Annotated in this window: 21 protein-coding genes; 10 read left to right on the forward strand and 11 right to left on the reverse strand. The window is 60.3% G+C overall.

Features of this window, described 5'->3' with window-relative positions; all coding sequences use genetic code 11:
- Positions 1 to 87: 87 nt before the first annotated feature.
- A complete protein-coding gene (locus BXA01_RS21615; RefSeq protein WP_016771489.1) occupies positions 88 to 297 on the forward strand; it encodes a cold-shock protein in 210 nt (69 codons plus the stop codon).
- A gap of 90 nt (positions 298 to 387) precedes the next feature.
- Here the strand turns inward: BXA01_RS21615 and BXA01_RS21620 are convergent, their stop codons facing one another.
- From BXA01_RS21620 to BXA01_RS21635, 4 genes are all read right to left on the reverse strand, one after another.
- Positions 388 to 765, reverse strand: a complete 378-nt coding sequence (locus BXA01_RS21620; RefSeq protein WP_016771488.1) for a hypothetical protein — start codon at positions 763 to 765, stop codon at positions 388 to 390.
- Between the two features lie 75 nt (positions 766 to 840).
- Positions 841 to 1,650: a putative RNA methyltransferase gene (locus BXA01_RS21625; RefSeq protein WP_076566097.1), complete on the reverse strand. Its 810-nt coding sequence runs from the start codon at positions 1,648 to 1,650 to the stop codon at positions 841 to 843.
- Positions 1,650 to 2,801 carry a succinyl-diaminopimelate desuccinylase gene (gene dapE / locus BXA01_RS21630; RefSeq protein WP_076566099.1) on the reverse strand — a complete coding sequence of 384 codons (1,152 nt, stop codon included), beginning with the start codon at positions 2,799 to 2,801 and terminating at the stop codon, positions 1,650 to 1,652. The genes BXA01_RS21625 and dapE overlap by 1 nt, the downstream gene beginning before the upstream one ends.
- Before the next feature lie 242 nt (positions 2,802 to 3,043).
- The gene (locus BXA01_RS21635; RefSeq protein ID WP_056783195.1) at positions 3,044 to 5,635 is read right to left on the reverse strand and encodes a glycosyltransferase; all 2,592 of its coding nucleotides are present in this window, start codon (positions 5,633 to 5,635) and stop codon (positions 3,044 to 3,046) included.
- Positions 5,636 to 5,849: 214 nt separating this feature from the next.
- On the opposite strand from BXA01_RS21635, the gene tcdA reads away from it, so the two are divergent.
- On the forward strand, positions 5,850 to 6,668 hold the full coding sequence (gene tcdA, locus BXA01_RS21640) for a tRNA cyclic N6-threonylcarbamoyladenosine(37) synthase TcdA (protein WP_076566101.1): 819 nt from the start codon (positions 5,850 to 5,852) through the stop codon (positions 6,666 to 6,668).
- Positions 6,669 to 6,784: 116 nt separating this feature from the next.
- Here tcdA and BXA01_RS21645 read toward each other — a convergent pair whose 3' ends face one another.
- The 4 genes from BXA01_RS21645 to BXA01_RS21660 all read right to left on the reverse strand — a co-directional run bounded on the left by BXA01_RS21645 (position 6,785) and on the right by BXA01_RS21660 (position 9,891).
- The gene (locus BXA01_RS21645; RefSeq protein ID WP_076566103.1) at positions 6,785 to 7,189 is read right to left on the reverse strand and encodes a SufE family protein; all 405 of its coding nucleotides are present in this window, start codon (positions 7,187 to 7,189) and stop codon (positions 6,785 to 6,787) included.
- Positions 7,186 to 8,391 (reverse strand): aminotransferase class V-fold PLP-dependent enzyme, encoded by a 1,206-nt coding sequence (locus BXA01_RS21650; protein ID WP_076566105.1) that lies wholly within the window; start codon positions 8,389 to 8,391, stop codon positions 7,186 to 7,188. Before BXA01_RS21650 ends, BXA01_RS21645 begins: the two co-directional genes overlap by 4 nt.
- 125 nt (positions 8,392 to 8,516) lie before the next feature.
- Positions 8,517 to 9,551 carry a 2,3,4,5-tetrahydropyridine-2,6-dicarboxylate N-succinyltransferase gene (dapD, locus tag BXA01_RS21655; RefSeq protein ID WP_076566107.1) on the reverse strand — a complete coding sequence of 345 codons (1,035 nt, stop codon included), beginning with the start codon at positions 9,549 to 9,551 and terminating at the stop codon, positions 8,517 to 8,519.
- A gap of 31 nt (positions 9,552 to 9,582) precedes the next feature.
- Positions 9,583 to 9,891, reverse strand: a complete 309-nt coding sequence (locus BXA01_RS21660; RefSeq protein ID WP_050977860.1) for an arsenate reductase — start codon at positions 9,889 to 9,891, stop codon at positions 9,583 to 9,585.
- Positions 9,892 to 10,236: 345 nt separating this feature from the next.
- Between BXA01_RS21660 and BXA01_RS21665 the strand changes: the two genes are divergently transcribed.
- Positions 10,237 to 11,868, forward strand: coding sequence for a Na+/H+ antiporter (locus BXA01_RS21665; RefSeq protein ID WP_041478133.1), 1,632 nt, complete (start codon positions 10,237 to 10,239; stop codon positions 11,866 to 11,868).
- A 45-nt stretch (positions 11,869 to 11,913) separates the two neighbouring features.
- On the opposite strand, the gene dapC is transcribed toward BXA01_RS21665, so the two are convergent.
- The 3 genes from dapC to map form a co-directional block, all read right to left on the reverse strand.
- On the reverse strand, positions 11,914 to 13,113 hold the full coding sequence (gene dapC / locus BXA01_RS21670; protein ID WP_076566109.1) for a succinyldiaminopimelate transaminase: 1,200 nt from the start codon (positions 13,111 to 13,113) through the stop codon (positions 11,914 to 11,916).
- A 222-nt stretch (positions 13,114 to 13,335) separates the two neighbouring features.
- Entirely contained in the window at positions 13,336 to 16,038 is a 2,703-nt protein-coding gene (locus BXA01_RS21675; RefSeq protein WP_076566111.1) for a [protein-PII] uridylyltransferase, read from the reverse strand.
- Positions 16,039 to 16,078: 40 nt separating this feature from the next.
- Complete coding sequence (gene map, locus BXA01_RS21680; RefSeq protein WP_076566113.1) at positions 16,079 to 16,861, reverse strand: type I methionyl aminopeptidase; 783 nt, start codon at positions 16,859 to 16,861, stop codon at positions 16,079 to 16,081.
- 373 nt (positions 16,862 to 17,234) lie between these two features.
- Between map and rpsB the strand changes: the two genes are divergently transcribed.
- From rpsB to ispC, 7 genes are all read left to right on the forward strand, one after another.
- On the forward strand, positions 17,235 to 17,972 hold the full coding sequence (gene rpsB, locus BXA01_RS21685) for a 30S ribosomal protein S2 (protein WP_003222119.1): 738 nt from the start codon (positions 17,235 to 17,237) through the stop codon (positions 17,970 to 17,972).
- A gap of 191 nt (positions 17,973 to 18,163) precedes the next feature.
- On the forward strand, positions 18,164 to 19,027 hold the full coding sequence (tsf, locus tag BXA01_RS21690) for a translation elongation factor Ts (protein WP_076566115.1): 864 nt from the start codon (positions 18,164 to 18,166) through the stop codon (positions 19,025 to 19,027).
- A gap of 209 nt (positions 19,028 to 19,236) precedes the next feature.
- Positions 19,237 to 19,980, forward strand: a complete 744-nt coding sequence (gene pyrH, locus BXA01_RS21695) for a UMP kinase (protein WP_003222124.1) — start codon at positions 19,237 to 19,239, stop codon at positions 19,978 to 19,980.
- Positions 19,977 to 20,534 carry a ribosome recycling factor gene (gene frr / locus BXA01_RS21700; RefSeq protein WP_007954771.1) on the forward strand — a complete coding sequence of 186 codons (558 nt, stop codon included), beginning with the start codon at positions 19,977 to 19,979 and terminating at the stop codon, positions 20,532 to 20,534. The genes pyrH and frr overlap by 4 nt, the downstream gene beginning before the upstream one ends.
- A gap of 14 nt (positions 20,535 to 20,548) precedes the next feature.
- Positions 20,549 to 21,304, forward strand: a complete 756-nt coding sequence (gene uppS, locus BXA01_RS21705; protein WP_076566117.1) for a polyprenyl diphosphate synthase — start codon at positions 20,549 to 20,551, stop codon at positions 21,302 to 21,304.
- The gene (locus tag BXA01_RS21710; RefSeq protein WP_076566119.1) at positions 21,304 to 22,110 is read left to right on the forward strand and encodes a phosphatidate cytidylyltransferase; all 807 of its coding nucleotides are present in this window, start codon (positions 21,304 to 21,306) and stop codon (positions 22,108 to 22,110) included. Before uppS ends, BXA01_RS21710 begins: the two co-directional genes overlap by 1 nt.
- Positions 22,107 to 23,297, forward strand: a complete 1,191-nt coding sequence (ispC, locus tag BXA01_RS21715) for a 1-deoxy-D-xylulose-5-phosphate reductoisomerase (RefSeq protein ID WP_076566121.1) — start codon at positions 22,107 to 22,109, stop codon at positions 23,295 to 23,297. Before BXA01_RS21710 ends, ispC begins: the two co-directional genes overlap by 4 nt.
- Positions 23,298 to 23,322 lie beyond the last annotated feature (25 nt).

Here is a 23,322-nt window from a genome sequence, read left to right on the forward strand (position 1 = left end):
CTGTTATGGACGTCGGACGCAGGCTGACGTTCCTCGAAGGCTTTCCTGCGAAAAGCCCGTTCAATAATAAAAAAGGAGTATGAACAGATGGCAACACGTGAAACCGGCAACGTGAAGTGGTTCAACGACGCCAAAGGCTATGGCTTTATCCAGCGCGACGACGGCGTGGACGTGTTCGTGCACTACCGCGCGATTCGCGGTGAAGGGCACCGCTCGCTGACCGAAGGTCAACAGGTTGAGTACGCGGTGATCACCGGCGAGAAGGGGTTGCAGGCGGAAGACGTTGTAGGTCTGTAACAGCAGCTTCAAGTTTCAAGCTGCAAGCCACAAGCTATAAGCAGTTCCGCTTGAGGCTTGCAGCTTGCAGCTCGTAACTTGCAGCTGCTTTTAAGCCGTTTTCCAGGTGATTTCTTCTTCTCCGTCTTCGCTGATGCGAATCCAGCGATCGGCGGTTTCTTCACCTTCTTCTTCGACCCACGTCCCCGGTGCACAACGCACCTCGACGTTCAGCGCAGCAAACGCTGCGCGGGCGCAGGCGATGTCGTCGTCCCAGGGGGTCTGGTCGCTTTCCAGGAACAGACTGTTCCATTTGCCCACGGCTTTCGGCAGCCAGGTCACCGGCACGTTGCCGGCCTTGCACTTGTACGTCTGGCCTTTCTGTACCCAGTCGCTGCACGGGCCCAGCGCTTGGCCGAGCCAGGCGGCAATGGCCTTGTGGTCGACGTCGGCGTCTTTCAGGTAAATCTCGATGTCCGGTTGGCGCATGGATGTCCTCACTGCGGGTCTGAAAAATCCATTCGCGGATTTAGCCGGCCCCGGGTCTGTGCCCGAGACCAAAAGTTATTGAAGAACGAAATAATCGTAGCGCATCGACACGGTGGTCTCGAACGGTTCGGCCTGTTCGATCACCGCCGCACGACGCTCGGCACTGGCACGCCAACCGTGAGGCGTCATCGCCAACAGGTTGGCGCGGTCCTCGGGCTTGTCCAGGGTCAGCTTGAATTCCAGGGTTTCGCTGTGCGCCAAAACCATACCTTCCGGCACCAGGGCCAGGTGCTTGTCGTCGGTGTACTCGCGCACTTCGTCGTACAGGCGTTCGCGCAATTCCATCAGATGGCCGCGGGTCGGGCCGACTTTCATCAGGCCGCCGCCAACACTGAGCAGACGTTTGGCTTCTTCCCAGTCCAACGGACTGAAAACGCTGGCGAGAAACTGGCAACTGCCCGAAGCCAACGGCACGCGGGCCATGCTGGCGATCAACCAGGTAATCGCCGGGTTGCGCTTGCAGGCGCGTTTGACCGCTTCGCGGGAGATGTCCAGCGCGTAGCCATCAGCGTTCGGCAAAGCTTCGGCGATTTGCGCGGTGTAGTAACCCTCGCCACAACCGATGTCGACCCAGCGCTCCGGCGCGTAACTCGCCGCCAATTCAGCCAGACGCCTGGCCACTGGCGCGTAGTGCCCGGCGTTGAGGAAATCACGCCGCGCCTCGACCATCGCTTGATTGTCGCCCGGGTCGCGGCTGTTCTTGTGCTGCACCGGCAACAGGTTCAGATAACCCTGACGCGCACGGTCAAACCGATGCCCGGCGGGGCAGACCACGCCGTTCTCTACCGCATTGAGCGGCTCACTGCAGATCGGGCACGCGAGCATCAGGCGAGCAACTTGATCAGGGTCTGGTAATAGATTTCCGTCAGCACGTCGAGGTCCGCCGCCAGCACGCGCTCGTTGACCTGGTGAATGGTCGCGTTGACCGGGCCAAGTTCAACCACTTGCGTGCCCATGGTCGCGATGAAGCGGCCATCGGAGGTGCCGCCGCTGGTCGACGCCTTGGTCTCGCGACCGGTGATGTCCTTGATGCTCGACGATACCGCGTCGAGCAGCGCGCCCGGTTCGGTGAGGAACGGCAGGCCGGACAGTGCCCAGTCGATGTGCCAGTCCAGATCGTGCTTGTCGAGAATATCGGCCACGCGTTTCTGCAGGCCTTCGACGGTCGATTCGGTGGAGAAACGGAAGTTGAACACCGCCACCAGATCACCCGGGATCACGTTGGTCGCGCCGGTGCCGGAATTGAGGTTGGAAATCTGGAAACTGGTCGGCGGGAAGAAATCGTTGCCGTGGTCCCAGTGCTCGGCGGCCAGCTCTGCCAGCGCCGGAGCGGCGAGGTGAATCGGATTCTTCGCCAGATGCGGGTAGGCCACGTGACCCTGCACGCCTTTGACCGTGAGCTTGGCGCCGAGGGAGCCGCGACGGCCGTTTTTCACCACATCGCCGACCAGGGTGGTGCTCGACGGCTCGCCAACGATGCACCAGTCCAGACGCTCGTTGCGCGCGACCAGGCGCTCGACCACAGCCTTGGTGCCGTGATGCGCCGGGCCTTCTTCATCGCTGGTGATCAGGAAAGCGACCTTGCCTTTGTGGTTCGGGTAATCGGCAACAAAGCGTTCAGCGGCGACGGTCATCGACGCCAGGCTGCCTTTCATGTCTGCTGCGCCACGGCCGCAGAGCATGCCATGTTCGTCGATCACGGCATTGAACGGATCGATCTGCCATGCGGTAACCGGACCGGTCGGCACCACGTCGGTGTGGCCGGCGAAGCACAGCACCGGGCCGTCGTTGTTGCCGTGAGTGGCCCAGAAGTTATCCACATCTTCGATGCGCATCGGCTCCAGGGTGAAACCGGCATCGCCCAGGCGCTGCATCATCTGCTTCTGGCAGTCGGCATCGACCGGGGTCACGGAAGGACGGCGGATCAGGTCGATGGCCAGTTGAAGGGTCGGCGATAGGTCGGCGTGGGCCGTCATGGAAAACTCCGGGATCATGGGGTATGAGCTTGGGCTTCTAATGTGGGAGCGAGCCTGCTCGCGAAAGCGGTCTACCAGGCACCTTAAAGGTTGAATGTTACAACGCCTTCGCGAGCAGGCTCGCTCCCACAAGGGACAGGGGTGGTCAGTCAGACCGGTTATCACGCCAAGCCCCGCAAAATGGCGGTTATCTTAAAGCAAAACGGCGACCATTGGCCGCCGTTTAGTGCTGCGTTGCGGATTTAGACGACCGGTGCCGGCTCAGCCTTGGCCACAGGTTTGGGCAGCGACGACAGGAACGCCATGATCAGCGCCGCCAGGTACGGCAGCGACTGCACCAGCAGCATGGTTACCCAGAAGCGCATGTCATTGCTCGGAATGCCCTGCACCAGGAAAATTCCCAGCGCCGCGCCCCACAGCAACAGCATGATGAACAGCTCCTCGCGAGCCTCGCTGATCGCCACCCAGAAGCCGTGGTTGTCAGCGTTTTTCGGCGTGCGGAAAAACGGAATGCTGCTGGTGAAGAAACCGTACAGCACCGCTTTGGCGATGGTGTGCGACAACGCCAGCCCGGCCAGTGCCGCGCAGAACGCATCCTTCAGATTCACACCGACGGCGCGGCGATAAAGGAAGATGATCTTGCCGACCTTGAACACGAAAAGCGCCAGTGGCGGGATCGCGAAAATCAGCAACGGCGGATCGACCCGTTGCGGCACGATGATCATCGCCGCCGACCACAACAGCGCGCCGACGGTGAAGAAGATGTTCATGCCATCGGCGACCCACGGCAGCCAGCCAGCGAGGAAGTGATAGCGCTGACCACGGGTCAGTTCGGTGTCCTTGCCGCGCAGCAGGCTGCGGGTGTGGCGCTTGATGATCTGGATCGCGCCATAGGCCCAACGGAAACGCTGTTTCTTGAAGTCGATGAAGGTATCCGGCATCAGACCCTTGCCGTAGCTGTCGTGGTAATACGCCGCCGACAGGCCTTTCTCGAATACGCGCAGGCCGAGTTCGGCGTCTTCACAGATGCACCAGTCAGCCCAGCCCAATTCTTCCAGCACGGAACGGCGGGTCATGGTCATGGTGCCGTGCTGAATGATCGCGTCACGGTCGTTGCGGGTGACCATGCCGATATGGAAGAAGCCTTTGTATTCGGCGTAGCACAGCTTTTTGAAGGTGCTTTCGTTCTGGTCGCGATAATCCTGCGGCGACTGCACCACGGCGATTTTCGGGTCGGCGAAGTGCGGCACCATGTGCTTGAGCCAGTTCGGGTGCACGCAGTAATCGGAGTCGATCACCGCAATGACTTCGGCATCCTTGGCGGTGTGCGGAATCAGATAATTCAGCGCGCCGCCCTTGAAACCGGCCAGCGGCGAAACGTGGAAGAACTTGAAGCGCGGGCCGAGGGTTGCGCAGTAATCGCGCACCGGTTCCCACACCGCCGGATCCTTGGTGTTGTTGTCGATGATCAGGACTTCGAAGTCTGGATAATCGAGCGCGGCCAAGGCATCGAGGGTCTGTTTGACCATCTCTGGCGGCTCGTTGTAGCAGGGCACGTGGATCGACACTTTCGGCCGGTAGTCGGAATCGCCCAGCACCGGCAGGAATTCCCGACGGCGCTTGTGAATCCACACCGCTTCGGCCAGTTCATGGGCCTCGGTGAGCAGGACGATGAATACCCCGAGCGCACCGAGCGCCAAGAGGAATCCGACCGTGAGGCTGAACCACGTGCTGTATTGCTGGCTGTAGTCGTAACCGATGTACACCAGCACCGAACCGCAGAGGAACGCGATAAACGTCAGGAACGTGCGACCGCGCTGGCGCAGCGCCGAGCCGTCGATCATCAGCAGGGTCAGCGACAGCAGCGCCAGCACCACCGAGCCGATGGCCAGCACGCGCCATTGCGGAATCGCCACCACCGGGCCTTCGAAATTGAATTTCTGCTGGCGCGCGGCGTTGAACACGCCCCAGTAGGCGCCGACCGAACCTTCATCGCTGGCCTTCCACGGCTGATCGAATGCTTCGATCACGAAGTAGTTGAAGCCTTGGCGATTGAGCTTGTTGACCAGCGTGCGCAGGTAAATCGCCTGATCTGCCGGTGAGGCATCGGCGCCACCGCGCATGCGACCGTTGCTCGGCCAGCCGACCTCGGACAGCAGCAGCGGTTTTTTCGGAAAGAGTTTTTTCAGATCGCGGGCGCGGTCGAAGACGAACTGGCCGGCCTTGTCCACCGGAATGAATTCCCAGTAGGGCAGGACGTGAGCGGCGATCAGGTCAACGTGCTTGGCCAGTTGCGGGTATTTCTCCCAGATGTGCCATTGCTCGGAGGTGGTCACCGGTACTTTGACCGCAGCGCGCACCCGATCCAGCAGAACGATCAGCGCTTCCGGGGTGATTTCTTCACGAAACAGCGCCTCGTTGCCGACCACCACGCGCACGACGCTGCGCGAGGTGTTGGCCAGTTCGATGGCTTTGGTGATTTCCCGTTCGTTGCGTTCCTGGTCCGGGCTGATCCAGATACCGAGGGTGACACGCAGGCCGAATTCTTCAGCCAGTTTCGGGATGTCTCCCAACGAACCGTCGACCGAATAGATACGAATGTTGTCGGTCAGCTTGCTCATGATTTCCAGGTCACGGCGCATTTCATCGTCAGACGGATACTGATCCTTCTGTGGGAATTGGCCTTGCTGGAATGGCGAATACGAGAAACCGGAGATTTGCTGCGGCCAGTTCGGCGCCGTGACCGGGCGATTGACCAGCGCCCAGAAACCGGTGAACAAGGCAGCGATGGCCAGCACCACCACCAGGTTGAGTCCAAATTTACGCGATGACATAGCTGTTTCGGGTTCCAAAGGCTGTGGAACGAAGGATCGGTCGGATAGACGCCCGAGGGGCGCGCATCCTACACCGGCGGTTAACCAGTCGTACAACTGACGGGAAAATGCCTGACATTGGGCAGCCGTCTCTGACTTAAGTTCTTACACTTGTCGCTTGCAGCTTAAAACTTGTCGCTGCGTAGCCCTATAATGCGCGCCGGTTTTTGGGGTAATGGTCATGAGTACAGAAGATCCGCGGTTTGCAGGCATCGCCCGTTTGTATGGCATCGAGGGCCTGGAACGCTTGCGCGCCGCCCATGTGGCGATCGTCGGCGTCGGTGGCGTCGGTTCCTGGGCGGCGGAAGCCATGGCCCGTTGCGGAGTTGGGGAGATCTCGCTGTTCGACCTCGACGACGTCTGCGTCAGCAACGCTAATCGCCAGTTGCATGCGCTGGACAGCACCGTTGGCAAACCCAAGGTCGAGGTGATGGCCGAGCGTCTGCGCGGAATCAACCCTGATTGCACGGTGCACGCCGTGGCCGATTTCGTCACCCGCGACACCATGGCCGAATACATCACGCCGAACATCGACTGCGTGATCGACTGCATCGATGCGGTCAATGCCAAAGCGGCGCTGATCGCCTGGTGCAAACGCCGCAAGATCCAGATCATCACCACCGGCGGCGCGGGCGGGCAGATCGACCCGACGCTGATTCAGGTCTGCGACCTGAACCGCACCTTCAACGATCCGCTGGCTTCGAAAGTGCGCTCGACCTTGCGTCGTGACTACGGCTTTTCCCGCACCGTGACCCGCCACTACAGCGTGCCGTGTGTGTTTTCCACCGAACAGCTGCGCTACCCGAAACCGGATGGCAGCATTTGTCTGCAGAAGAGTTTTGTCGGCGACGGCGTGAAGCTCGACTGCGCCGGCGGGTTTGGCGCGGTGATGATGGTCACGGCGACATTTGGTATGGTCGCGGCGACCAAGGCTGTGGACAAGATTGTGGCGGGGGGGCGGCGCCCTTCGGACCGAGTAAAACCTCAGGTTTGAACGGTGAGGCTGATGACCTCATCGCTGGCAAGCCAGCTCCCACAGGTATTGGGTAAGTTCAGTGCATCTATGAACACCACCGAACCCTGTGGGAGCTGGCTTGCCAGCGATGGCGATTAACCGGCCAACTCATTCATCCGCTGGAGCACCGCATTCAAACCATTACTGCGCGAAGGCGACAACTGCCGCGACAACCCCAGCTGATTGAACCACTCCGGCAGATCCACCTGCTGCAACTCCACTGCCGACAAGCCGTTGACCCGCAACAGCAGCAACGCCACCAACCCGCGAATCATCCGCGCATCGCTGCTTGCCTTGAACTGCCAGTGCCCGTCGCGCAAATCCCCGACCAGCCACACCTGACTCTCACAGCCATGCACCCGGTTGGCCTCGCACTTTTGCGCGTCATCCAGCACCGGCAAGCGATCGCCAAACTGCATCAGCAGCCGCGCCCGCTGTTCCCAGCCCGCCGCAGTCTGAAACGTCTGCAGCGCTTCGGTCGCCTCCACCGGCAGGCTCATCGCAACATCTCCAGCGCCTGATCCAGCGCCTCGAAAAAGCGCTCCAGATCTTCCGAGTCGTTATACAGCGCCAGCGACACGCGAATCGCGCCGGCCAGTTCGAAGCTTTTCATCAGCGGCATGGCGCAGTGATGCCCCGCGCGTACGGCAATGCCTTGTTCGGTGAGCAGATGCGCCAGATCGGCGTTGTGCACGCCTTCGACGACAAAACTGGCCAGCGCCAGTTGCGGCTTACCGAGCAGGCGAATGCCGTTGCGGGCGGCGAGGCCGCGCAACAGGTAGTCGTGCAGCGCCGCTTCATGGGCAGATACGGCGTCCTGATCCAAACCGGCCAAGTAGTCGAGGGTCGCTCCGAGGCCGATGACACTGGCGATCGGCGGTGTGCCTGCCTCGAACCCCAACGGCGCCGGGCGGAAGCGCGAATCCTGATAGTTGGCGTCGAGCACCATCTCGCCGCCGAACTGCCAATGCTGCAATTGCTCCAGCGCAGCGTTGCGCCCCAACAGCACGCCCAGACCATCCGGGCCGTAGAGCTTGTGGCTGGAAAACACATAAAAGTCGCAACCCAGCGCCTGCACGTCATGCCGGCCATGCACCACGCCTTGCGCGCCATCGACCACGGTCAGCGCGTTCTGCGCCTTGGCCATGCCGAGTAATGCCGGCAACGGCTGCCAGGCGCCGAGCACGTTGGACAACTGACTGACCGCCAGCAACCGCGTGCGCGGGCCGATCAGATGCACGGCAGCGCCGAGGTCGATCAGGCCGTCGGCATCCAGCGGCAGGATCACCAGTTTCAGCTGACGGCGTTGCGCCAGTTGCTGCCACGGCAGCAGGTTGGCGTGATGCTCCAGAGCGCTGATGACAATCTCATCGCCCGGCTCGAACAAATGTTCAAGACCGTAAGCCAGCAGATTCAAGGCACTGGTGGCGCCGTGCGTGAAAATTATCTGCCCGCTGTCACCGGCATTCAGCCACTGGCCAACCTTGCGCCGGCTGTCTTCGAACGCTTGTGTCGCGTGAGCACCCGGCAGGTGTTGCGCACGATGCACATTGGCCGCGCCGTTGGCGTAGTAATGCGTCAGTGCGTCGAGCAGGGCCTGGGGTTTTTGCGTGGTGGCGGCGTTGTCCAGATAGGTCTGGTCTTGCCGTTGCAGGGCGGCGATAGCCGGGAAATCGGCGCGCCAGGGGGAGGGGATCATCATGGGTTCAGCCCTGTGAAATTGGGCGGGATGTACGCCAAACCTGTAGGAGTGAGCCTGCTCGCGAAAGCGTCATTGAGGACGCCAGAAGTTTCGCGAGCAGACTCGCTCCCACAGGCCTACAGCGCTTAGTTGTGAGCGTGCAGCGCTTCGTTCAGTTCGATCGCCGATTTGTGGGTCTTGCATTCCACTGCACCGGTTTCCGAATTGCGACGGAACAGCAGATCAGTCTGACCAGCCAGCTCACGCGCCTTCACAACCTTGACCAGATTGTTGTGCTCGTCCAGCAGCGCAACCTTGGTGCCGGCGGTCACGTACAGGCCCGATTCCACAGTGTTGCGGTCGCCCAGCGGAATACCGATACCGGCGTTGGCGCCGATCAGGCAGCCTTCGCCGACCTTGATCACGATGTTGCCGCCGCCCGACAGGGTACCCATGGTCGAGCAACCGCCGCCCAGGTCCGAACCCTTGCCGACGAATACGCCAGCGGAAACGCGGCCTTCGATCATGCCAGGGCCTTCGGTACCGGCGTTGAAGTTGATGAAACCTTCGTGCATGACGGTGGTGCCTTCGCCGACATAGGCGCCCAGACGCAGACGCGCGGCATCAGCGATACGCACGCCGGCCGGTACCACGTAGTCGGTCATCTTCGGGAACTTGTCCACGGAGAACACTTCCAGCAGTTCGCCGCGCAGGCGCGCTTCGAGTTGCATTTCCGCCAGTTCGCTCAGGTCGATCGCGCCCTGGCTGGTCCACGCCACGTTCGGCAGCAGCGGGAAGATACCGGCCAGGCTCACGCCGTGCGGCTTGACCAGACGGTGCGAGAGCAGATGCAGCTTGAGGTAGGCCTCAGGCGTGGAGGTCAGTTGCGCGTCTTCGGCCAGCAGCGTGGCGACCAGCGGCTTGTGGCTTTCAGCCAGGCGGGTCAGCAGCTTGCCTTGCACGGCGTCGATGCCTTTCACGGCTTCAGCCAGTTGCGCAGCCTGGGCGGTGGTGAAGGTGATGGCCTGGTTGCCTTCGGTGTAACCGAGGATCGGCGCAACAGCCGCGACCAGTTCGGTCGAAGGGTTGAGCAGTGGCTGTGCGTAGAACACTTCCAGCCATGCGCCTTGACGGTTCTGGGTGCCGACACCAAAGGCGATGCTGAACAGGGAATTGGACATGTGAATACCTCTACAAAGAGTGACGGGCTGCTTACTTCAGAGCGGCCGCGTAGATATCTGGCTTGAAGCCAATCAGGGTTCGGTCACCGAGATCGAGCACCGGGCGCTTGATCATCGAGGGTTGCGCGAGCATCAGTTCGATGGCTTTCGCCTGGTCGAGATCGGCTTTGCGTTCGTCATCGAGTTTGCGAAAGGTCGTGCCGGCGCGGTTCAGCACGGTTTGCCAGCCGTGCTCGTCGCACCATTGGGTCAGGTGCTCACGGTCAATGCCGGCGGTCTTGTAATCGTGAAAGTCATAACTGACAGCGTGTTCATCGAGCCAAGTGCGCGCCTTTTTCATGGTGTCGCAGGCTTTGATGCCGAAAAGGTGCAACGTTTTACTTGAAACGGCCAAGGAATCGCCCCCTTTACAGGTGCTGGAAAAAAATGGTGACGGATTATGCCATGACCGGACGGTTTCGTCGGCCACGGTTGTCGTAACGCTGTAAAACCTGTGGGAGCGAGCCTGCTCGCGAAGAGGCCACATCAATCAATATCTCTGTGTGCTGAACGACCGCTTTCGCGAGCAGGCTCGCTCCCACAAGGGTGTCGCTTGCGGCCGTGCGACATAGGTGCAACGGTCAGCCACAGCCTAAGGCGCTAATATGGCAGTTCAACGCTGTCGATCGCCTGAGATTTTGGTTTTATGCAAACTGCTTACACCGTCCTCATCCTGCTGATGCTGGTCAGCGTCTCGCGCCTGGTCGGGCGGGTTATCCCGCTGCCATTGCCGCTGGTGCAAATCGCCGCCGGTGCCTTGCTCGCCTGGCCGACGCTTGGCCTGCACGTCGCCCTCGATCCTGAACTGTTCCTGTTTCTGTTCCTGCCGCCGCTGCTGTTTTCCGATGGCTGGCGCATGCCCAAGCGCGCCTTCTGGCAATTGCGCGGACCGATCCTGACCCTGGCCGTCGGCCTTGTTCTGTTTACCGTGGTCGGCGCCGGTTATTTCATTCATTGGCTATTGCCAACGATTCCGCTGCCAGTGGCCTTCGCCCTTGCCGCGGTTTTGTCACCGACCGACGCCGTCGCAGTTTCAGCGATTTCGCAGAACCGTCTCCCGACGCCGCTGATGCACATCCTTCAGGGCGAGGCGCTGATGAATGACGCCTCAGGCCTGGTAACCTTCAAATTCGCCCTCGCTGCAGCGGTCACGGGCGTGTTCTCGTTGACCAATGCCAGTCTGACCTTCGTCGCGGTGGCGCTCGGTGGTCTGGCGGTCGGCGTGGCGTTGAGCTGGCTAGTCGGGCGCCTGCGCGCGTGGATGATCGCCCGTGGCTGGGACGATCCGGCGACTCATGTGGTGTTCATGTTGCTGCTGCCGTTCGCCGCTTACGTACTGGCTGAACGTCTGGGCGCTTCGGGCATTCTTTCGGCGGTGGCGGCGGGGATGATGCAAAGCTGGCTCGACCTGCTGCCGCGCCAGACCAGCACGCGGCTGCTCAACCGCAGCGTTTGGGCGCTGCTCGAATTTGCGTTCAATGGCTTGATCTTCCTGCTGCTTGGCCTGCAATTGCCAGACATCATCAAAGCGGTGGTCAGCCATGAGCCGACGCTGTGGCCGACGCTGTTCTATCGCTGCCTCGATGTGTTGGCGATCTTCGTCGCGCTGGTGCTGCTGCGGTTCATCTGGGTGCAGAGCATCTGGCGCTTGTCGGTGTTGCTGCGCCGACTGCGCGGCAAGGGCGAGCTGACGCAAGTGCCGACGGCGCGTTCATGCTGGTTGCTGACGGTGGGCGGTGTGCGCGGGGCGGTGACGCTGGCGGGCGTGATGTCGGTGCCGATGCTGATCGGCGCCGAGGCTTTTCCTGAACGCGACTTGCTGATTTTCATTGCTGCCGGGGTGATTCTGCTGTCGCTGGTCTCGGCCTGTATCGCGCTGCCCTTGCTGCTGCGCGGCATCGACAAAAGTCCCGACGACAAGCGTCGTCAGGAAGTGCGCGATGCCTGGCGCAAGACGGCGGAAGCGGCGATTCACTCGCTGGAAACCGAAGAAGTCGTCCCACAGGATGCCGCTCAAGCAGCGCTGGCGGCGGAGCTCAAGGCGCGGATCATGTCCGAATATCGCCATCAACTTGATGTGTTCAACGATTCCGCCGAAGCCCAGGCGCTGGCATTCCAGATGGATCTGCTTGAGCGTCGCCTGCGTTTGAAAGCGCTGCGCGCGCAACGCCTGGAACTCTACAGCCTCAGTCGTCAGCACCAGATCGGTGATGACGTGTTGCGAGAAGTGCTCGGGGAACTGGATTTGAGCGAGGCCAATCTGGGGCAGGTCAAATAGCCGGTTGAGCGCTTGCAGCAGGGGGCTGCCGCAAGCGCTCCGTGATCACTTCTGGCGGGTGATGAAGTCACGAATCCGTTCGGCGGCTTCGACGCATTCCGCCAGCGGCGCAACCAGTGCCATACGCACACGGCTGGCGCCAGGATTGACGCCATCGACATCGCGAGACAGATACGAGCCCGGCACCACGGTCACGTGTTCCTGCTCGAACAGATCGCGGCAGAATGCCGCATCATCGCCCTGCACATTCGGCCACAGATAGAAGCTGCCATCCGGGCGCTGTACGTCCAGCACCGGGCTGAGGATGTTCAGCACCGCATCGAATTTCTCGCGGTAAAGCGCGCGATTGGCGCGCACATGCATTTCGTCATTCCACGCGGCAACGCTGGCCAGTTGAGTCTGTACCGGCATCGCGCAGCCATGGTAAGTGCGATAGAGCAGGAAGCCCTTGAGGATGTCGGCATCGCCGGTAACAAAGCCTGAGCGCAAGCCCGGAAGGTTGGAGCGCTTGGACAGGCTGTGAAAGACCACGCAGCGCTTGAAGTCATTGCGGCCCAGTTCGACGCAGGCGCTGAGCAGGCCCGGCGGTGGAGTTTGCTCGTCGAAGTACAGTTCGCTGTAGCACTCGTCGGCGGCAATGACGAAGTCGTACTGATCAGCCAGGGCGATCAGCTTCTTCAGGGTCTCAACCGGAATCAGCGCGCCGGTCGGGTTGCCCGGCGAGCACAGGAACAGAATCTGGCAACGCTGCCAGATTTCCGGTGCTACCGCGTCGAAGTCCGGGTTGAAGCCGTTTTCATCCAGGCACGGCAGGTAATGCGGCTTGGCCCCGGCGAGAAACGCCGCGCCTTCGTAGATCTGATAGAACGGGTTCGGGCTGACCACCAGCGCATCGTCGCCACGATTGACCACGGTCTGGGTGAAGGCGAACAGCGCTTCACGGGTGCCGTTGACCGGCAGCACATTGCGCGCCGGATCGATCCAGCCGTTCGGCACACCAAAACGACGCTCGCACCAGCCGGCGATGGCTTCGCGCAGGGCCGGGATGCCGAGGGTGGTCGGGTACACCGCCATCTGATCCAGATTGTTCGCCAGCGCTTCGGCGACAAAACTCGGCGAACGGTGTTTCGGCTCGCCGATCGACAGGGCGATCGGACGTTTGTCCGGGTTCGGCGTAACGCTGCCGAGCAGGGCGCGGAGCTTTTCGAACGGGTACGGCTGGAGCTGGTTCAGAGCGTTGTTCATGGGGGCCTCTTTTAAATGCTCAAGAGCTTTCTGTGGCGAGGGGATTTATCCACGTTGGGCTGCGCAGCGGCCGCAAAACCATTCACTGCGGTTCAACTGAATGTCCGCATACACAGGTTTTACGACTGCTTCGCAGCCGAACGGGGATAAATCCCCTCGCCACAGGGGATTGTATGTACCGGAGGAAAGCATGGGCTGCATTCACAGGGATAAACGGGTGATTCAGATACGGATCCGCGAAAGTTTGATATCCGGTTCCTGATTGACGCTCAGCTGTTCGACGATCGCATCCTGCAAACGGCTGCACAGCAGCGGATCGGACAGCGGCTGGTTGTGCGCGTCGGTGATGAAGAACACGTCTTCCACGCGCTCGCCCAGGGTCGCAATCTTGGCGTTCTGCAACGACAGGTCGAACTCGAGGAAAATCCCCCCGACCCGCGCCAGCAGGCCCGGCCGGTCAGGCGCCGTCAGTTCCAGCACAGTCACTGGACGCTGGGCGTCGTTGTGAATGGTGACCTGCGGCGCAAAGGCGAAATGCTTGAGCTGGCGAGGCACCCTGCGCTGGATGATCGTCGGGTAGTCGTCCGGGTTGCGCAGCGCTTCGGTCAGGCCTTCGCGGATCTGCTTGATCCGCGCCGGGTTGTCGCCGATCGATTCGCCTTCGTTGTCGAGCACGATGTAGGTGTCGAGAGTGAACTGGCTGCTCGAGGTGATGACCCGGGCGTCGTGAATGTTCAGGTTGAGCTGGTCCATCGCGGCCACGGTCACGGCGAAGAAGTCATGCTGGTCCGGTGCATAAATGAAGATCTGCGTGCCGCCCTCGAACTCGCGCTGGGTGGTTTCCTTGATCAGCACCAGCGGCCCGCCATCCACCGGTTGCTGCAAGATCGCGTCGCTGTGCCAGGCTACATCGCCGGCGGTGTGGCGCAGGAAATAGTCATCGCCCAATTGCGCCCACAGTTGCTCGACGTCATCCGGGTCGGTGCCGCCGCGCACCAGAATGTCCAGCGCCGCGCTTTGCGTCTGGCGAATCTGTTCTTCGCGATCCACCGGGTTTTCCAAGCCCCGGCGCAGGGCGCGCTTGGTTTCGGTATAGAGCTGGCGCAGCAGACTGGCGCGCCATGAATTCCACAGCGTCGGGTTGGTAGCGTTGATGTCGGCCACGGTCAGCACGTAGAGGTAGTCTAGGCGGGTTTCGTCACCGACCGTCTGGGCGAAATCGTGGATCACCTGCGGGTCGGACAGATCCTTGCGCTGCGCGGTGGTGGACATCACCAAATGGTTCTGTACCAGCCAGACGATCAGGCGGCTGTCCCACACCGGCAACTGGTGACGCTGGCAGAACGCCTCGGCATCGACCGCGCCGATCTCCGAGTGATCGCCATGCCGGCCTTTGCCGATATCGTGATACAGACCGGCCATGTAGATCAGCTCAGGCTTGGGCAGCTTGGCCATGAGTTTGGCGGCCAGCGGAAATTTCTCCGAAACCTGGGTGTACTGCAGTTTGCGCAGGTGTTTGATCAGATTCAGCGTGTGCGCATCGACCGTATAGATGTGGAACAGGTCGTGCTGCATCTGCCCGACAATAAAGCCGAACTCTGGCAAATAACGGCCGAGAATGCCGTAACGGTTCATCCGCCGCAGATTGCGGTGGATGCCGATCTTGCACTTGAACAGCTCGATGAACAGGCTGGTGTTGCGGATATCGTTGCGGAAGTTGTCATCGATCAGGTGCCGATGTTCACGCAGCAGACGAATGGTGTCGGCGCGCACACCTTTGATTTCCGGCTGTTGGGCCATCAGCACGAAAATTTCCAGCATGGCGAACGGGGTGCGGCGGAACACGTTGTCATTGCGCGCTTCGATGTAGCCATCATGCAGCTGGAAGCGTGAATTGATCGGTTGCGGCGGCGCTTCGTCTTCCGGAGCGAGGATGACTTCCTCGAAGTGCTGGATGATCAGATCGCTCAGTTGGGCGATGCTCATCACGGTGCGGAAGTACTGCTGCATGAAGTTTTCGACCGCCTGTTTGGCGTCGTCTCCTTCAAAGCCGAGCAGGCCGGCAATGGTGCGCTGATGATCGAACAGCAAGCGGTCTTCGGAGCGGCCGGCGAGCATGTGCAGGGCGTAGCGCACTTTCCAGAGGAATTCCTGGGAGGAGGCGAGCAGGGCGTTTTCGCTTTCGACCAGAAAGCCTTCGCCGGCGAGGGCGCGCAGGTTCAGCGTGCCGTACTGACGCCGGGCCACCCAGAGGATCGTCTGAATATCGCGCAGGCCGCCGGGCGAGCCTTTGACGTTCGGTTCAAGGTTGTATTCGGTGTCGTTGTATTTGTGGTGACGGGCCTTCTGCTCGGCACGCTTGGCCAGGAAGAACTCCTTGGCCGGCCACATGTGCGCGGTGCTGGTGACGTCGAGCATGCGCTGGCGCAGACGCTCGGGGCCGCAGATGGTGCGGCTTTCCATCAGGTTGGTGACTACGGTCAGGTCGGCACGGGCCTCTTCGGCACACTCATCGACCGAGCGCACACTCTGGCCAACTTCCAGACCGATGTCCCACAACAGCGTCAGAAAACGCTCGATGGAGTCGCGGAAAACTTCGTGGTCAGCGCTGTCGAGCAGGATCAGCAAATCAATGTCGGAATAGGGATGCAGCTCGCCGCGACCGTAGCCGCCTACCGCCACCAGGGCGATATCGGCGTCTTCGCTCCAGTTGAACTGCTCCCAGGCCTTTTGCAGGATATTGTCGACAAACCAGGCGCGGTCCTCGATCAGGCGGCGGATGTCGCGGCCCTTGCGAAAACGCGTGTCGAGAACCTCGCGGGCCTGGCGGATCGCCTTCTTGAACGCCGCGATGGGACTCGCTTTGAGGGCCAGTTCAGCCTGGAACTGGCCGCGGTCGAAGAGTTCGGGATCCACCTGCGGCATCGATTGGCTTTCCTTCTATAGGCTGGGAGCGTTCTGGGTGTCAGGCCGAGATACGCGGGATGGTGTCATCGCTGCGCAAAGTGAAGATCTCGTAGCCGGTGTCGGTGACCAGCAGGGTGTGTTCCCACTGGGCCGAGAGCTTGCGGTCTTTGGTGATCGCGGTCCAGCCGTCGCCGAGAACCTTGGTGTCGGCCTTGCCCTGGTTGATCATCGGCTCGATGGTGAAGGTCATGCCTGCCTTCAGTTCCATGCCGGTGCCGGCGCGACCGTAGTGCAGGATCTGCGGTTCTTCGTGGAAGACCTTGCCGATGCCGTGACCGCAGAACTCGCGCACCACCGAGAAACCGTTCTTTTCTGCGTGCTTCTGGATTACTTCGCCGATGTCGCCGAGGCGGCAGCCGGGTTTGACGATCTCGATCGCCTTGTACATGCATTCCTGGGTGACCTGCGACAGGCGCTCGGCCCAGACCGGCACTTCGCCGACGTGGAACATGCGGCTGGTATCACCGTGGTAGCCGTCCTTGATCACCGTGACGTCGATGTTCAGGGTGTCGCCGTTTTTCAGCGGTTTGTCGGTAGGGATCCCGTGGCAGACCACATGGTTGATCGAAGTGCAGATCGACTTCGGGTAGCCCTTGTAGTTGAGCGGCGCGGGGATGGCCTGCTGCACGTTGACGATGTAGTCGTGGCAGATCTGGTTGAGCTGATCAGTGGTCACGCCCGGTTTGACATGTTCGGCAATCATTTCCAGCACATCGGCGGCCAGTTTGCCGGCGACACGCATGCCAGCGATGTCCTCGGGGGTTTTGAGGTTGACGGTCATACAGGCTCTCTCTGCGCTCGGCGGCGCTTACGGATACGAATTGGGTGGCAAGCGTACATTTTGCGACCCTGAAAAACGCGATTCTACCAGACGAGAGGCGCAAATCCGCGCCTGCATGTCTGGCTTGTGTCTATACAATGGTGCCCATCGAGCCGATTCCAAGGGGGCTGCGCCCATGTCCTTGGTGCGAATACAGATTCCGGGTTCCGTTTCTGCGCACCCTGTGGTATAAAATGCGCCGCTTTCCGGGGATGCCCCGAAAAGCTTAAATCCACACACGTGTCGACACGATGACCTGGGTGCCTTGGGCTTTATGCCTCTGGTTGGTCATTGGGATACGTGGAGGCCAAACCCGACTTATCAAGGAACTATCATGTCCCAAGTCAACATGCGCGATATGCTGAAGGCCGGTGTGCACTTCGGTCACCAAACCCGTTACTGGAATCCGAAAATGGGCAAGTACATTTTCGGCGCGCGTAACAAGATTCACATCATCAACCTTGAAAAAACCCTGCCAATGTTCAACGAAGCTCTGACTTTCGTAGAGCGTCTGGCCCAGGGCAAAAACAAGATTCTGTTCGTCGGCACCAAGCGTTCCGCTGGCAAGATCGTTGCTGAAGAAGCAGCACGTTGCGGTTCGCCGTACGTCGATCACCGCTGGTTGGGCGGCATGCTGACCAACTTCAAGACCATTCGTGCTTCCATCAAGCGTCTGCGTGACCTTGAAGTTCAAGCCGAAGACGGTACTTTCGCCAAGCTGACCAAGAAAGAAGCGCTGATGCGCTCCCGTGATCTTGAGAAGCTGGATCGTTCGCTGGGCGGCATCAAGGACATGGGCGGTCTGCCAGACGCACTGTTCGTGATCGACGTTGACCACGAGCGCATCGCGATCACCGAAGCCAACAAGCTGGGCATTCCGGTCATCGGCGTTGTCGATACCAACAGCAGCCCGGAAGGCGTTGACTACATCATCCCAGGCAACGATGACGCCATCCGCGCTATCCAGCTGTACATGGGTTCGATGGCTGACGCAGTTATCCGTGGTCGCAACAACGTTGCTGGCGGCACTGTTGAATTCGCAGCTGAAGAAACTCAGGCTGCAGCTGAGTAATCGACGCCCCTGGCGTTGACTCAGTAAGCAAAAAGGGGGCTTGGCCCCCTTTTTGCCACCTCGAAAACCATTTGTCGGCGCCCACGTCTGTATTTGTCATGTGCGGCAGCCAACATGGGTGGTTCGGGAAGAATTGAACGCCCGTTCGATCGGGTGGAATGGTTGAAAACCTATCCAAGAGGAATTTGAAAATGGCAGCAATTACTGCAGCGTTGGTCAAAGAACTGCGCGAGCGTACCGGCGAAGGCATGATGGATTGCAAGAAAGCCCTGGAAAAGGCTGACGGCGACATCGAAAAAGCCATTGATGACATGCGTGCTTCGGGCGCCATCAAGGCTGCGAAAAAAGCTGGCAACGTTGCCGCTGAAGGCGCAATCGCCATCAAATCGAATGACAAGGCAGCCGTGCTGCTGGAAGTCAACTCGCAGACCGACTTCCTGGCCCTGCAAGACGATTTCAAAAACTTCGTTGCTGCCAGCGTAGAAAAAGCTTTCGACGAAAAACTGACCGACGCAGCTCCGCTGATCGCCGCTCAGGAATCGGCTCGTGAAGCGCTGGTTGCCAAAGTCGGCGAGAACGTCAACATCCGTCGTCTGGTACGCGTAGAAGGTGACGTTGTCGGCACCTACCTGCACGGTAACAAGATCGGTGTTGCTGTTGTCCTGAAAGGCGGTGACGTCGAGCTGGCCAAAGACATCGCTATGCACGTTGCTGCAAGCAACCCTGAGTTCCTGCTGCCTTCGCAAGTCTCCGCCGAAGCGATCGAGCGTGAGAAAGCTGTGTTCCTGCAGCTGAACGAAGAAAAGATCAAAGGCAAGCCAGAAAACATTGTTGAGAACATGGTCAAAGGCCGTATCAGCAAGTTCCTGGCAGAAGCGAGCCTGGTCGAGCAGGCGTTCGTCAAGAACCCTGAAGTCAAGGTTGGCGAGCTGGCCAAGAAAGCCGGTGCTGAAATCGTTTCCTTCACTTACTTCAAAGTAGGCGAAGGCATCGAGAAGCCGGTCGACAACTTCGCTGAAGAAGTTGCTGCCCAGCTGGCTGCCGCCAAGCAATAAGACGGTTTTTCAACTGTCGCCCGAAAGAGGCTGCCCGCTAACGCGCGCAGCCTCTTTTCAGATGGGGTACCAATTTTTTATTTGGTTTCCACCCGGAACTGACTTACAAAGCCATGTTCCGATGGCGCTGCAGCAGCGCCAAGCTAGAGTGAACGCCAGCTGTAAACAGCTCGCAAAGAATTTTAAATACGCCGCAGGAGAGATTCGCAATGGCTCAGCAGGGCAGTGGTTATCAGGCTCGCTATAAACGCATTCTACTCAAGCTTAGCGGCGAGGCCCTGATGGGCTCGGAAGAGTTCGGGATCGATCCGAAGGTTCTGGATCGCATGGCGCTGGAAGTCGGTCAACTGGTCGGCATCGGCGTGCAGGTCGGTCTGGTGATCGGCGGTGGCAACCTGTTCCGTGGCGAAGCCCTGAGCAAAGCCGGTATGGATCGGGTCACGGGCGACCACATGGGCATGCTGGCCACTGTGATGAACGCCCTGGCCATGCGCGATGCGCTGGAACGTGCCAATATCTCGGCCATCGTCATGTCGGCCATTTCCATGGTCGGTGTCACCGATCACTACGATCGCCGCAAAGCCATGCGTCACCTGAACTCCAAAGACGTCGTGATCTTCGCGGCCGGTACCGGCAATCCGTTCTTCACCACGGATTCGGCAGCCTGCCTGCGTGCAATCGAAATCGACGCTGACGTTGTGCTCAAGGCCACCAAGGTTGATGGCGTGTACACCGCAGACCCGTTCAAAGACCCGCATGCCGAGAAGTTCGATCATCTGACTTATGATGAAGTACTGGATCGCAAGCTGGGTGTAATGGATCTGACTGCCATCTGCCTGTGCCGCGATCACAAGATGCCGCTGCGCGTATTCAACATGAACAAGCCCGGCGCCCTGCTGAACATCGTGCACGGCGGCGCTGAAGGGACTTTGATCGAGGAAGGCCAACAATGATCAACGAAATCAAGAAAGACGCCCAAGCGCGTATGCAGAAATCCCTGGAATCTCTGAACCACGCGTTCGGCCAGATTCGTACCGGCAAGGCTCACCCGAGCATCCTCGGCAGCGTCATGGTGCCTTACTACGGCACTGACACTCCGCTGAGCGGCGTTGCCAACGTCACCGTGAAAGATTCGCGCACCCTGCAGGTCGTGGCCTTCGAGCGCAACATGCTCGCGGCTGTCGACAAGGCAATCCAGAGCGCCGGTCTTAACCTCAACCCGACCAACCTGGGCGAGTTGCTGCTGATCCCGATGCCGGCCCTCACCGAGGAAACGCGCAAAGGTTTCACCAAGCAGGCCCGCAGTGCAGCCGAAGATGCGCGCGTAGCCGTGCGCAACATCCGTCGCGATGCCTTGGGTGAGCTGAAAAAACTGGTCAAGGACAAGGAAATCAGCGAAGACGAAGAGCGTCGTGCCATCGCCGATATCGACAAGCTGACCAAAGAATCCGAGGCCCAGATCACCAAGGCCACGGACGAGAAAGAAAAAGACCTGATGGCCGTATAAGGGTCGAGCTTTAAATGGACAAGACCAAGCAGACTGCGCCGTCCGCGGTGCCGCGCCATGTCGCGATCATCATGGATGGCAATAATCGCTGGGCGAAAAAACGCTTTATGCCGGGTGTCGCCGGGCATAAAGCGGGCGTGGATGCTGTGCGGGCGGTGATCGAGGTGTGCGCTGAGGCCAAGGTCGAAGTCCTGACCCTGTTCGCCTTCTCCAGTGAAAACTGGCAGCGCCCGGCTGATGAAGTCAGCGCCTTGATGGATCTGTTCTTCAAGGCCTTGCGTCGTGAGGCCAAGCGTCTCAACGACAACAACATCAGCCTGCGCATCATTGGCGATCGCTCGCGCTTCCACCCTGAGCTTCAGGCGGCGATGCGCGAGGCCGAGACCATGACGGTCGGTGCCAACCGCTTTGTCCTGCAGATCGCCGCCAACTATGGCGGCCAGTGGGATATCGCTCAGGCCGCGCAGCGTCTGGCGCGTGAAGTCCAGGCCGGGCACTTGCGCCCGGAGGACATTACCCCGGATCTGCTGCAGACCTGTCTGGCCACCGGCGATCTGCCGTTGCCCGACCTGTGCATCCGCACCGGTGGTGAGCATCGCATCAGCAACTTCCTGCTGTGGCAGCTGGCCTACGCCGAGCTGTACTTCTCCGACCTGTTCTGGCCGGACTTCAAACACGACGCCATGCGCACCGCGCTGGCCGATTTCGCTTCACGCCAGCGTCGCTTCGGTAAAACGAGCGAACAGGTCGAAGCTGGAGCCCGGGTTTAATGCTTAAACAACGAATCATCACTGCACTGATCCTGTTGCCGATTGCCTTGTGCGGGTTTTTCCTGCTCAAGGGTGCCGGCTTCGCGCTCTTCATCGGCCTGGTGGTGAGCCTCGGTGCCTGGGAATGGGCGCGTCTGGCCGGCTTCACCGCACAGTCGTTCCGCGTCGGCTTTGCCGCTGTGGTCGCCTTGATTCTGTTTGTCATGTACGTGCTGCCAGGCCTTGTGCCTTGGGTGCTCGGTGCATCGGTGATCTGGTGGGCGATTGCGACTTATCTGGTGCTGACGTATCCACGCTCCAGCGCGCACTGGTCCACTGCGGCAACCAAACTGCTGATTGGCCTGCTGATCCTGCTGCCTGCGTGGCAGGGTCTGGTGCAGATCAAGCAATACCCGCTGGGTAACTGGTTGATCATGGCGGTGATGGTGCTGGTCTGGGGTGCGGACATCGGTGCTTACTTTTCCGGACGCAAGTTCGGCAAGCGCAAACTTGCGCCGCAGGTCAGCCCGGGCAAGAGCTGGGAAGGCGTCTACGGTGGTCTGGCGCTGAGTCTGGTGATTACCGCAATTGTCGGGCTGGTGCGCGACTGGACCGTGGCCGAGCTGCTCAAAGGCCTGATCGGCGCGGCAGTGATCGTCTTCATTTCCGTGGTCGGTGACCTTACCGAAAGCATGTTCAAGCGCCAATCCGGCATCAAGGACAGCAGTAATCTGCTGCCCGGGCATGGTGGCGTGCTGGATCGCATCGACAGCCTGACCGCAGCCATTCCGGTGTTCGCCGTATTGCTCTGGATGGCCGCACCGTGAGTCGTCCCCAGCAGATTACGGTGTTGGGTGCGACCGGTTCGATCGGTCTGAGCACCCTGGATGTGATTGCGCGTCATCCTGAGCGTTATCAGGTTTTTGCATTGAGTGGTTTCACACGCCTCACTGAGCTGCTCGCGCTGTGCGTGCGTCATGTACCGCAATTTGCCGTGGTGCCTGAAGTGGCCGCAGCGCGCGGTTTGCAGGATGACTTGCGTGCAGCCGGCTTGCCGACTCGCGTCCTGGTAGGCGAGGAGGGGCTGTGTCAGGTTGCCTCCGCGCCCGAAGTCGATGCAGTAATGGCGGCCATCGTCGGTGCGGCCGGGCTGCGTCCGACACTGGCGGCGGTCGAGGCGGGCAAGAAGATTCTGCTGGCCAATAAAGAAGCGCTGGTGATGTCCGGCGCTCTGTTCATGCAGGCTGTGCGTAAAAGCGGCTCGGTACTGCTGCCGATCGACAGTGAGCACAACGCGATTTTTCAGTGCATGCCAGCGGATTTCGCCCGCGGCTTGAGCTCGGTGGGTGTGCGGCGGATTTTGCTGACGGCCTCTGGCGGGCCTTTCCGGCAGACACCGATGTCCGAGCTGGCGCATGTTTCGCCGGAACAGGCGTGTGCGCATCCTAACTGGTCCATGGGGCGCAAGATCTCCGTGGATTCAGCGAGCATGATGAACAAGGGCCTGGAACTGATCGAAGCCTGCTGGTTGTTCGACGCCAAGCCGGCTCAGGTCGAAGTGGTGATCCATCCGCAGAGCGTGATCCATTCTCTGGTGGATTACGTCGATGGCTCGGTGCTGGCGCAATTGGGCAACCCCGATATGCGCACCCCGATCGCCAATGCCCTGGCCTGGCCGGAGCGTATCGATTCCGGCGTACCGCCACTGGATCTGTTCGCCATTGCACGACTGGATTTCGAAGCGCCCGATGAAAGCCGTTTCCCCTGTCTGCGTTTGGCCCGTCAGGCGGCCGAAGCTGGCGACAGCGCGCCGGCGATGCTTAACGCGGCCAATGAAGTGGCAGTTGCAGCGTTTCTCGACGGACGGGTTCGCTACCTGGAAATCGCGAGTATCATCGAGGAAGTCTTGAATCTGGAGCCGGTGGTGGCGCTGAACGATCTGGATGCCGTATTTACGGCGGACGCGAAAGCGCGATTGCTGGCCGAGCAATGGTTGAGTCGGCACGGCCGATAGTTTTTGCAACACGACGGCGACACGC

Source organism: Pseudomonas sp. B10, from assembly GCF_900156235.1.
GTDB lineage: Bacteria > Pseudomonadota > Gammaproteobacteria > Pseudomonadales > Pseudomonadaceae > Aquipseudomonas > Aquipseudomonas siliginis.

What these genes read in the sequence shown, in the direction of transcription:
- BXA01_RS21615 (WP_016771489.1), top strand. Translation starts at nt 88, where the DNA reads ATGGCAACACGTGAAACCGGCAACGTGAAGTGGTTCAACGACGCCAAA.
- BXA01_RS21620 (WP_016771488.1), bottom strand. Translation starts at nt 765, where the DNA reads ATGCGCCAACCGGACATCGAGATTTACCTGAAAGACGCCGACGTCGAC.
- BXA01_RS21625 (WP_076566097.1), bottom strand. Translation starts at nt 1,650, where the DNA reads ATGCTCGCGTGCCCGATCTGCAGTGAGCCGCTCAATGCGGTAGAGAAC.
- dapE (WP_076566099.1), bottom strand. Translation starts at nt 2,801, where the DNA reads ATGACGGCCCACGCCGACCTATCGCCGACCCTTCAACTGGCCATCGAC.
- BXA01_RS21635 (WP_056783195.1), bottom strand. Translation starts at nt 5,635, where the DNA reads ATGTCATCGCGTAAATTTGGACTCAACCTGGTGGTGGTGCTGGCCATC.
- tcdA (WP_076566101.1), top strand. Translation starts at nt 5,850, where the DNA reads ATGGTCATGAGTACAGAAGATCCGCGGTTTGCAGGCATCGCCCGTTTG.
- BXA01_RS21645 (WP_076566103.1), bottom strand. Translation starts at nt 7,189, where the DNA reads ATGAGCCTGCCGGTGGAGGCGACCGAAGCGCTGCAGACGTTTCAGACT.
- BXA01_RS21650 (WP_076566105.1), bottom strand. Translation starts at nt 8,391, where the DNA reads ATGATGATCCCCTCCCCCTGGCGCGCCGATTTCCCGGCTATCGCCGCC.
- dapD (WP_076566107.1), bottom strand. Translation starts at nt 9,551, where the DNA reads ATGTCCAATTCCCTGTTCAGCATCGCCTTTGGTGTCGGCACCCAGAAC.
- BXA01_RS21660 (WP_050977860.1), bottom strand. Translation starts at nt 9,891, where the DNA reads ATGAAAAAGGCGCGCACTTGGCTCGATGAACACGCTGTCAGTTATGAC.
- BXA01_RS21665 (WP_041478133.1), top strand. Translation starts at nt 10,237, where the DNA reads ATGCAAACTGCTTACACCGTCCTCATCCTGCTGATGCTGGTCAGCGTC.
- dapC (WP_076566109.1), bottom strand. Translation starts at nt 13,113, where the DNA reads ATGAACAACGCTCTGAACCAGCTCCAGCCGTACCCGTTCGAAAAGCTC.
- BXA01_RS21675 (WP_076566111.1), bottom strand. Translation starts at nt 16,038, where the DNA reads ATGCCGCAGGTGGATCCCGAACTCTTCGACCGCGGCCAGTTCCAGGCT.
- map (WP_076566113.1), bottom strand. Translation starts at nt 16,861, where the DNA reads ATGACCGTCAACCTCAAAACCCCCGAGGACATCGCTGGCATGCGTGTC.
- rpsB (WP_003222119.1), top strand. Translation starts at nt 17,235, where the DNA reads ATGTCCCAAGTCAACATGCGCGATATGCTGAAGGCCGGTGTGCACTTC.
- tsf (WP_076566115.1), top strand. Translation starts at nt 18,164, where the DNA reads ATGGCAGCAATTACTGCAGCGTTGGTCAAAGAACTGCGCGAGCGTACC.
- pyrH (WP_003222124.1), top strand. Translation starts at nt 19,237, where the DNA reads ATGGCTCAGCAGGGCAGTGGTTATCAGGCTCGCTATAAACGCATTCTA.
- frr (WP_007954771.1), top strand. Translation starts at nt 19,977, where the DNA reads ATGATCAACGAAATCAAGAAAGACGCCCAAGCGCGTATGCAGAAATCC.
- uppS (WP_076566117.1), top strand. Translation starts at nt 20,549, where the DNA reads ATGGACAAGACCAAGCAGACTGCGCCGTCCGCGGTGCCGCGCCATGTC.
- BXA01_RS21710 (WP_076566119.1), top strand. Translation starts at nt 21,304, where the DNA reads ATGCTTAAACAACGAATCATCACTGCACTGATCCTGTTGCCGATTGCC.